An 8,330-nucleotide genomic window follows, 5' to 3' on the forward strand; every position below is an offset into this window, starting at 1 on the left:
TGCTGCCAACCAAGGTAGCAAGCTTCCGGCGGAATGATGTCGGGAACGCCCTGTTGCTCGATATGCAGCTCTGTTCCGACCGATACGGCCTTCAGTGCCACCGTCACTTTCATTTCGCCGGGGAGATTGGGATCGTCAAAACGGTCCGTGTACACGAGCGTCTCTCCCGGAACGAGCTTGAGATAGGTGCCGCCGAAGGAGTGGCTGGCCCCCGTCGTAAAGTTGCGAAACGACATTCGATGCGTGCCGCCCTCTCTGGCATCGAGCTCATGGACGGTGCAGAGATAGCCGAATGGTGGCAGCCAACTCGCCACCGCATCGGACTCGACAAACGCCCGATAGATCTTTTCCGGCTTGGCCGCGAGGACCCGGTGCAGTCGTATGGTGCTCGGCATGATGAATTCCTCGAGTTGGCTGGCAGCTTCCGGCCGCTCAAGATGGTCCGAACAAATCCAGCACACGTTCGAGCATCTCGCCCGTGTCGCTCGTCAAATCAGCAGCGCGGAACACCAATATGGCGATCGTCTCGCGGCGCGGATCGCCGACCTCGATGCCATGGATCTCGCAGGCACGCTCATACACGGATTGAAGGCGCGCGAGTTCGGCATCGTCGAAGGTTCGGGACGGAGAGATACGATCCAGATAGTTGCTGATTTTGGGCATGGGAGCACCTTTTCAGGCTCGCGATCCAGCGACATAGGGCGGTTGCAGACGGATGCTCGCCTGACTGACAACGCGCTTGAGAGGTGGCGGGATCCCGCGTGACGGTCAATCGCCCTCCTTGAGAACGGCCGTCAGGATGTCGAACATCTCGTCGATCTGCTCCTCCGTGATGATGAGAGGCGGCGAGAGGGCGATAACGTCTCCTGTCTGGCGGACGAGCAGACCGCGTTCGAAACTTTTGACGAAGCGGTCGTAGGCGCGCGTGCCCGGCGCATCGGGCCTTGGCGAGAACTCGACGGCGCCAATGAGGCCGATGTTGCGCACGTCGATGACGTGCGGCAGCCCTTCGAGGGCATGCACCCGCTCCTCCCAATGGGCCGCGAGCGTGGCCGCGCGTGTGAGCAGCAACTCTTCATGATACGTCGCAAGCGTTGCCACGAGGGCGGCGGCCGCAATCGGATGGCCAGAGTAGGTATAGCCGTGAAAGAGGTCGATCGCGCTCTCGGGGCCGCTCATGAGCGCGTCGTGGATATGGCTTTTGAGGAGCACGGCACCCATCGGAATGGCGCCGTTGGTAAGCCCCTTCGCCGTCGTGATGAGGTCGGGAGAGACGCCGAAATAGTCGGCGGCGAACGGCGTGCCGAGGCGGCCGAAGCCCGTGATGACCTCGTCGAAGATAAGCAGGATGTCGTGCTTGGCGGCAATCGCCGCCAGCCGCTTCAGATAGCCTTTAGGCGGGATCAGCACGCCGGTCGAGCAGGCGACCGGCTCGACGATCACGGCCGCGATGGTGGAGGCGTCATGCAGCGCCACGAGCCGCTCGAGATCGTCGGCTAGGTCCGCGCCGTGCTCCGGCTCCCCACGGCTGAAGGCGTTCCGCTCGAGATCGTGCGTATGGCGGATATGATCGACGCCCGCGACGAGCGCGCCGAACATTTTGCGGTTGGATCCGATACCGCCGACCGCAGTGCCGCCGAAATTGACGCCGTGGTAGCCGCGTTCGCGCCCGATGAGGCGCGTCTTGGCGCCGTTGCCCTTCGCCCGATGATAGGCGAGCGCGATCTTGAGCGCCGTGTCGACGGACTCCGAGCCCGAGTTGGTGAAGAATACATGGCCGAAGCCTTGCGGCGCGATGTTGACGACGCGGGACGCCGCCTCAAACGCCTTCGGGTGGCCCATCTGGAAGGTTCCGGCGAAGTCGAGCTCAGCCGCCTGGGCCTGGATCGCCTCCACGATCTTGGGGCGGCAATGACCGGCGTTGACGCACCACAGCCCGGAGGTGCCGTCGAGGACCTTGCGCCCGTCCTCGGTGAAGAAGTGCATGTCTTTCGCCGAGGCGAAGAGGCGCGGCGCCTTTTTGAATTGCCGGTTGGCCGAGAACGGCATGAAGAAGGCGTCGAGGTCGTTGGTCTTGAGCTGAGCGGTCATGGCAGGGCTGCCTCGCCAGGATATGGAGCGCAATCAACACGAGCTGCGTGAGCGAACGCCCGCCGTGCGTCTCCGGATAGGCGTTACCTTCCTGATGTCACCGCTCGCGGTCAAGGAGGATGGAAGTGCAGCCTGGCGAGCGGTGTTACATGGCGGCATCGATCCCGCCATACGTGTGCGCGCTCTAAGCAATGCCTCCGAGGCAGATGAACTTGGTCTCGAGATATTCGTCGAGCCCCTCGGCGGCTCCTTCCCGGCCAAGACCAGATTCCTTGATGCCGCCGAACGGCACCGTCTCGTTGGAGAAGATGCCCTCGTTCACGCCGACGATTCCGGCTTCGAGCCGTTCCGCCACGCGCCAAGCGCGGCCGATGTCGCGGCTGAAGAGATAGGCCGCGAGGCCAAAGGGCGTGGCGTTGGCAAGCGTCACGGCTTCATCCTCGCTTTCGAAGCGGATCAGCGCCGCGACGGGCCCGAAGATCTCCTCGCCGACGAGGGCCATCTCCATCGTCACGCCGGTCAGCACGGACGGCTGGTAGAAGAGCGGCCCGGCGTCGGCCTGCGCGCCACCGAGAACGACGGTGGCACCCTTGGCCTTCGCGTCAGCAACAAGCGCTTCGACCTTCTTTACCGCGCCGGCGTTGATCAACGGGCCGATAGCGTTGCCATCCTCGGAGCCAGGGCCGACTTTGAGCTTTCTGGCTTCGGCTGCGAGCGCCTCGGCGAAGCGATCGAAGATGCCGGACTGCACGAAGATGCGGTTGGCGCAAACGCAGGTCTGGCCAGCATTCCGATACTTTGACGCCATCGTGCCCGCGACCGCCTGGCTGAGGTCGGCATCGTCGAACACGATCAGCGGCGCGTTGCCGCCAAGCTCGAGCGTCAGTTTTTTGACTGAGCCCGCGCACTGGCGATAGAGCGTCTTGCCGACCTCGGTCGAGCCGGTGAAGGATAGCTTGCGCACGCGCGCATCCTCGCAGAGCACCTTGCCGACGGCGGCGGCGTCCTTGGTGGTCACGACGTTGAGGGCACCCGCCGGCACGCCCGCGTCGAGCGCGAGCTTGGCGAGGGCGAGAGCGCAGAGCGGCGTATCTTCAGCGGGCTTCACGACCACGGTACAGCCGGCGGCGAGCGCAGGCGCGACCTTGCGGGTGATCATGGCGATGGGGAAGTTCCACGGCGCTATGGCTGCAACGACGCCGACGGGCTGCTTGATCGTGATATAGCGCTTGCCGTGAGCCGTGGTCGGGATCGTCCGGCCGTAGGCGCGCTTCCCTTCCTCGGCGAACCACTCGATGAAAGCAGCGCCATAGGCGACTTCGCTGCGCGATTCCGCCAAGGGCTTTCCCTGCTCGGAGGTCATGAGCCGGGCAAGCGGCTCGGACTGCTCCATGACGAGATCGAACCAGCGCTTCAGGATCTGCGCGCGCTCCTTGGCGGTTCGTGCCGACCAGTCAGGCAGCGCGGTCTGGGCTGCATCGATGGCCTGTGCCGTTTCCGCGGGGCCGAGGTTCGGCACGCGGGTGATGAGCGCGCCGGTGGCGGGGTCGAGAACCTCGAATGTGTCCTGGCTCGTAATCCATTCGCCACCGATCAGCGCGGCGTCCGGATAGCGGGGATGCGGGGTGTCCATGGGGACCTCCGTCAGAGAAGCGTAATGGAGACCGATTTCAGATCGGCATATTTGTAAAGCGCGTGCAGCGAGCGATCGCGCCCGAAGCCGGACTGCTTGAAGCCGCCGAACGGCATGGTGATGTCGCAGCTATCCCAGCCGTTGACCCACACGAGGCCGGCCTTGATCGCGCGCGCTGCCCGGTGGGCGAGGCTGACGTCGCGCGTCCAGAGGCCGGCGGCGAGCCCGTAGGGCGTGTCGTTCGCGAGGCGGAGGGCGTCCTCTGTATCCGTAAAGCGCGTGACCGCGAGCACGGGTCCGAACACCTCCTCGCGAGAGAGCCTTGCCTGCGGTGCCACGTCGTCGAACACCGTGGGCTCGACGTAGTAGCCGCCCGTCTCCATGCGCGTGCGGTTGCCGCCGAGGCGGAGCACGGCGCCGTCCTCTTTCGCGGCCTCGATATAGCCGAGCGCCGTCTGCATCTGCTCGGCGGACACCATGGCGCCGAACACGGTCGACGGATCGAGCGGATCTCCGGCCGCGATCGGATCGGCGACACGCAGGAGCTTGTCGAGAAAGGCATCGGCAATGCTCTCGTGGACGAGCAGGCGCGACGCTGCCGTGCACACCTCTCCCTGATTGTAGAAGATGCCCCAGGCAGCGTGTTCGGCAGCCTTGTCGAGATCCGGGCAGTCGGCGAACACGATGTGCGGAGACTTGCCGCCAAGCTCCAGACTGACGCGCTTCAGGTTGCTCTCGCCGGAATACCTCATGAGCAGACGTCCAACGGCGCCGGAGCCCGTGAAAGCGATCATGTCCACGTCGTTGTGGAGGGCGAGCGCCTTGCCGGCATCGCCGCCGAGCCCGGGCACGACGTTGAGCACTCCCGGCGGCAGGCCGGCCTCGAGCGCCAGCTCGCCGAGCCTCAGAGCCGTCAGTGGACTTTGCTCGGCGGGCTTGAGGACGACGGAATTCCCCATGGCGAGGGCGGGGGCCACTTTCCACATGGCCATGTGAAGCGGGAAGTTCCACGGCACGATGGCGCCGACGACGCCGAGCGGCTCGTGCACGGCGAACGAGATTCGGTCCTCGGTCTCGGGGCCGACCTCGCCGTAAATCTTGTCGAGCGCTTCGGCGTAATAGCGCAGCGTCCGGATGGTTTGCGGCACGTCGCCTGCAACGGCGTTGGCGATCGGCTTGCCCACGTCCAGGCTCTCGAGCACCGCAAGGCTCTCCGCCTCGCGCTCCATGAGATCGGCGAGGGTGAACAGAATGCGCTTCTTGTCACGATAGGAGAGCTTGCGCCAGCGTCCATCGTCGAAGGCGGCCCGTGCGGACGCAACGGCGATGTCGATGTCAGCCGCGCCGCAGGCCGCGATCTGGTTCAGCACGCGGCCATCGCGCGGAGACACGTTATCGAAGGTGACGCCGCTCACGGCCGAGAGCTTCTGCCCGTCGATGACGGCTTTGCCGGGGAGAGGAAGCGCTCCCGCGATCGTCTCGTAGTGGGCGAGGGAGAGCTGAGTGGTCATCACAATCCTCGTGTGCCTCGGGCTGCCCGAGCCTCGCATTAATCCGGGCCGGATATTTGCGTTATGCCACGTGCGCGTACCAGAGATGGTCCAGCTCTGTGACAATGCGCTCGAAGTTCGCCCGTTCCGCCTGCTTGAGGCGCGCATAGACGTCATGGAAGCCAGCGCCGAAAGCATCGCGGGCCACCGCTGAGCGTTCGAATGCGGCGAGCGCGTTGACCCACGCCGTCGGCAGCGTGTTCGGTGTTTCGATCTCTCCGGCATTGCCTTCGGCGTTCGGCCCGGGCTCGATCCGGGCCGCAAGCCCGTGGGCGATGCCGGCGAGGATCGCCGCCACCACGAGATAGGGATTGGCGTCAGCGCCGGCAACGCGGTGCTCGAGGTGGGTTTGAGCCCCGCGTCCGGGCGGAATGCGCAGCGCGACGGTGCGGTTGTTGTAGCCCCAGTGCGGCGCCGCGGCGACGTAAGTGTGCGGTACGTAGCGCCGGTAGGAGTTCGCGTACTGGGCCCAGATGGGCATGAAGTCGGCCATGGTGGCGCAGAGGCCGCCGATGACGTGGCGGAAGAGCGGCGAGATCGGCTCTCCGGCGAGCACGTTGGCACCGGCCTCGTCGAGCAGGCTCAAATGGATGTGCATGCCCGAGCCGCACCAGTCTTGGTGAGGCTTGGCCATGAAGGTGGCGTTGAGATCATGCTCGTGCGCGGCGGCCTTGACGGCACGCTTGAGGAGCAGCCCGTCGAGCGCGGCCCGCACGGCATCATCGCGATGCTTGAGGTTGATCTCGAGCTGCGCGGGCCCGCTCTCCTGGATGACGGCATCGACCGGCAGGCCCTGCGCTTCTGCGATGCGATAGATGTCGTCGATGAAGGGCCGCAACGTGTCCAGGTCCGCGAACTCGTACGTGCCGGCCGCGCTGGGGTCGGTCGTCAGACCAGGTGGGGGCTCGAGAGTAAAGGCGCCGTCCTTGCCGGGCTTCGTGACATAGAACTCCATCTCGACGGCGACGACGGGCGTGAGACCCGCCGCCTTAAGACGCGCGACTTGACTTGCGAGCACGGCGCGTCCGTCCATGTCGCCCGCGGTCTCGAGATCCATGACCGCCTGCGCATGGGTGGCGCCGTTCACCGGGACCGGTGCGAGCGTTCCCGAAAGAATGCGCGCCGGAACGTCTGGATCTCCGGTCTCCCATAGGCGTCCGGTCTCACCGATCGAGTTTCCCCTGGGATCGATGATGAAGGCGGATGCCGGCATCGCAAGGCCGTTGCGGGCAAGGCTCGCGAGGTCTCCGCGCCGGAAGCGCTTGCCGCGGGGAATACCGTTGAGATCGAACGTGAAGATGTCGATCCATTGGACGGTCGGATTTGCGGTGAGAAAGTCCCGGGCTTCGTCGGCTGTGAGGAACGTGCTGCTCATGCTGCAAGACCGTGCGATGCGAAGGCCCGCGCCGCATCTCCGAAACGGCGGAAGAGCGCGGCGGAAACCGGATTGGATCGAGCCTGCCATTCGGGATGCCATTGCACGCCGATGAAGAACGGATGGTCGGCCGGCCCGCGCACGGCCTCGATCAGCCCGTCCTCGGCATGGGCCTCGGCGGCGAGCGGCGGGGCAAGACGCTGGATGCCCTGCCAGTGCAGAGAATTGACGATGATCTCGTCCTTGCCGATCCAGTCTTTCAGCGTACCGGTGAGCGTCACCGGATGGGCCGGCCCGAACCGGTCGTCGAGCGGAACGTCCGGACGCTCGCGGTGGTCGCGGCGGCCGGTGATGGTATGCACCGCCTGATCGAGCGTACCTCCGAGCGCGACGTTCAGCTCCTGGAAGCCACGGCAGATGGCGAAGGTCGGCAGCTTGCGCTTGAACGCCTCCTGGATCAGCGGGATGGCGAGGCCGTCACGCGCAGGATCGAGCGCGTTCTCGTTGATGGGGGGTTCCGAAGCGCCATAGAGGCTCGGATGCACATTGGAAAGGCTGCCGGGCAGCAGGATGCCGTCGGCCACCTCGAGGAGGGCGCCAAGGTCTGACGAAGCCGGGCCGAGGGGAACCAGCAGCGGCTGGCACTCGGCGGCCTCCGCGACCGCGGCCGAATACTTGCGGCCCACGGAATCGAAGGCGTGGCCGTCGTTCAGCTTGGTGCAGCAGGGGACGAGAACGATCGGGCGGCTCATGCTGTAATCTCCTCCGCGACGTCTGCGAGCGTGAGGTCCAGCGCGCGGCGGATGACGCGCTCGGCCTCGTCGAATTGCGCATCCTCCCAGGTGAAGGGCGGGGCGCAGACCATAGTGTCGAAAACGGCGCGCATAATAAAACCTTCACGGAAGAAATGGTCGCGGCAGATGAGGCCGACACGGCCCGGCTCTTCGAAGCGCCGTCGCGTTCGCTTGTCGGCGACGAGCTCGATGGCGCCCATCATGCCGACCGAGCGCACCTCGCCGACGAGGGGATGGTTCCTAAACTTGTCGAGTAGGCGGGCGAGGGCAGGGGCGCCGTACTCGGCGACCCGCGGCACCAGCCTTTCGCGTTCCATGATCTCGAGGTTCTTCAGGGCCACGGCGCAAGCGACGGGATGTCCCGCGAACGTATAGCCGTGGTGGAAATCGTCGTCATGGCCCATGAGCGCCTCGCCGATCCGGTCGTCAACAAGCACGCCGGAGAGTGGCAGGTAGCCCGATGTCACGCCCTTCGCGAAGGTGATCAGATTGGGCCTGATGCCATAGTGGTCGGAAGCAAACCACGTGCCGAGGCGGCCGAAGCCGGTGATGACCTCGTCGGCCAGCAGCAGCACGCCGTATGTGTCGACGATGCGCTGCACTTCCGGCCAGTAGGACGAAGGCGGGATCTTGACCCCGCCTGCGCCCTGCACCGGCTCGGCGGCAACCGCCGCGACGTTTTCCGGGCCTGCCGCCAGGATCTCGGCCTCGATGTCTCTGGCGGCGCGGATGCCGAAGTCTTCGAGGCTCTCCCCGTCGCGCCCCTCGCCATACCAATAGGGATCCATCGCATGGCGGAAGCCCTCGTAGACGGGATAGCTGTGCTGGTGCACGTGCGACATGCCGCCCATGGAGCCCGCGGCGATGGTGGAGCCGTGATAGGCGTT

8 protein-coding genes are annotated in these 8,330 nt (G+C 65.5%); all 8 read right to left on the minus strand.

Annotated features, from left to right (window positions below; all coding sequences use genetic code 11):
* A partial coding sequence (locus tag V7P99_RS14410) for an SRPBCC family protein (RefSeq protein WP_333795527.1) occupies positions 1–395 on the minus strand: 395 nt, incomplete at its 3' end.
* 37 nt (positions 396–432) lie between these two features.
* Positions 433–663, minus strand: a complete 231-nt coding sequence (locus V7P99_RS14415) for a hypothetical protein (RefSeq protein ID WP_333795528.1) — start codon at positions 661–663, stop codon at positions 433–435.
* Positions 664–768: 105 nt separating this feature from the next.
* Positions 769–2,091, minus strand: coding sequence for an aspartate aminotransferase family protein (locus tag V7P99_RS14420; protein WP_333795529.1), 1,323 nt, complete (start codon positions 2,089–2,091; stop codon positions 769–771).
* A 184-nt stretch (positions 2,092–2,275) separates the two neighbouring features.
* Positions 2,276–3,724, minus strand: coding sequence for an NAD-dependent succinate-semialdehyde dehydrogenase (locus V7P99_RS14425; protein WP_333795530.1), 1,449 nt, complete (start codon positions 3,722–3,724; stop codon positions 2,276–2,278).
* An 11-nt stretch (positions 3,725–3,735) separates the two neighbouring features.
* Entirely contained in the window at positions 3,736–5,235 is a 1,500-nt protein-coding gene (locus V7P99_RS14430; RefSeq protein ID WP_333795531.1) for an aldehyde dehydrogenase, read from the minus strand.
* Positions 5,236–5,296: 61 nt separating this feature from the next.
* Positions 5,297–6,649: a glutamine synthetase family protein gene (locus V7P99_RS14435; protein WP_333795532.1), complete on the minus strand. Its 1,353-nt coding sequence runs from the start codon at positions 6,647–6,649 to the stop codon at positions 5,297–5,299.
* A complete protein-coding gene (locus tag V7P99_RS14440) occupies positions 6,646–7,401 on the minus strand; it encodes a gamma-glutamyl-gamma-aminobutyrate hydrolase family protein (RefSeq protein WP_333795533.1) in 756 nt (251 codons plus the stop codon). Before V7P99_RS14440 ends, V7P99_RS14435 begins: the two co-directional genes overlap by 4 nt.
* A partial coding sequence (locus tag V7P99_RS14445) for an aminotransferase class III-fold pyridoxal phosphate-dependent enzyme (RefSeq protein ID WP_333795534.1) occupies positions 7,398–8,330 on the minus strand: 933 nt, incomplete at its 5' end. The genes V7P99_RS14440 and V7P99_RS14445, both read right to left, overlap by 4 nt.

The sequence above is a fragment of the Hyphomicrobium sp. genome (genome assembly GCF_036780825.1).
Taxonomy (GTDB): domain Bacteria; phylum Pseudomonadota; class Alphaproteobacteria; order Rhizobiales; family Hyphomicrobiaceae; genus Hyphomicrobium_C.

What these genes read in the sequence shown, in the direction of transcription:
- V7P99_RS14415 (WP_333795528.1), bottom strand. Translation starts at nt 663, where the DNA reads ATGCCCAAAATCAGCAACTATCTGGATCGTATCTCTCCGTCCCGAACC.
- V7P99_RS14420 (WP_333795529.1), bottom strand. Translation starts at nt 2,091, where the DNA reads ATGACCGCTCAGCTCAAGACCAACGACCTCGACGCCTTCTTCATGCCG.
- V7P99_RS14425 (WP_333795530.1), bottom strand. Translation starts at nt 3,724, where the DNA reads ATGGACACCCCGCATCCCCGCTATCCGGACGCCGCGCTGATCGGTGGC.
- V7P99_RS14430 (WP_333795531.1), bottom strand. Translation starts at nt 5,235, where the DNA reads ATGACCACTCAGCTCTCCCTCGCCCACTACGAGACGATCGCGGGAGCG.
- V7P99_RS14435 (WP_333795532.1), bottom strand. Translation starts at nt 6,649, where the DNA reads ATGAGCAGCACGTTCCTCACAGCCGACGAAGCCCGGGACTTTCTCACC.
- V7P99_RS14440 (WP_333795533.1), bottom strand. Translation starts at nt 7,401, where the DNA reads ATGAGCCGCCCGATCGTTCTCGTCCCCTGCTGCACCAAGCTGAACGAC.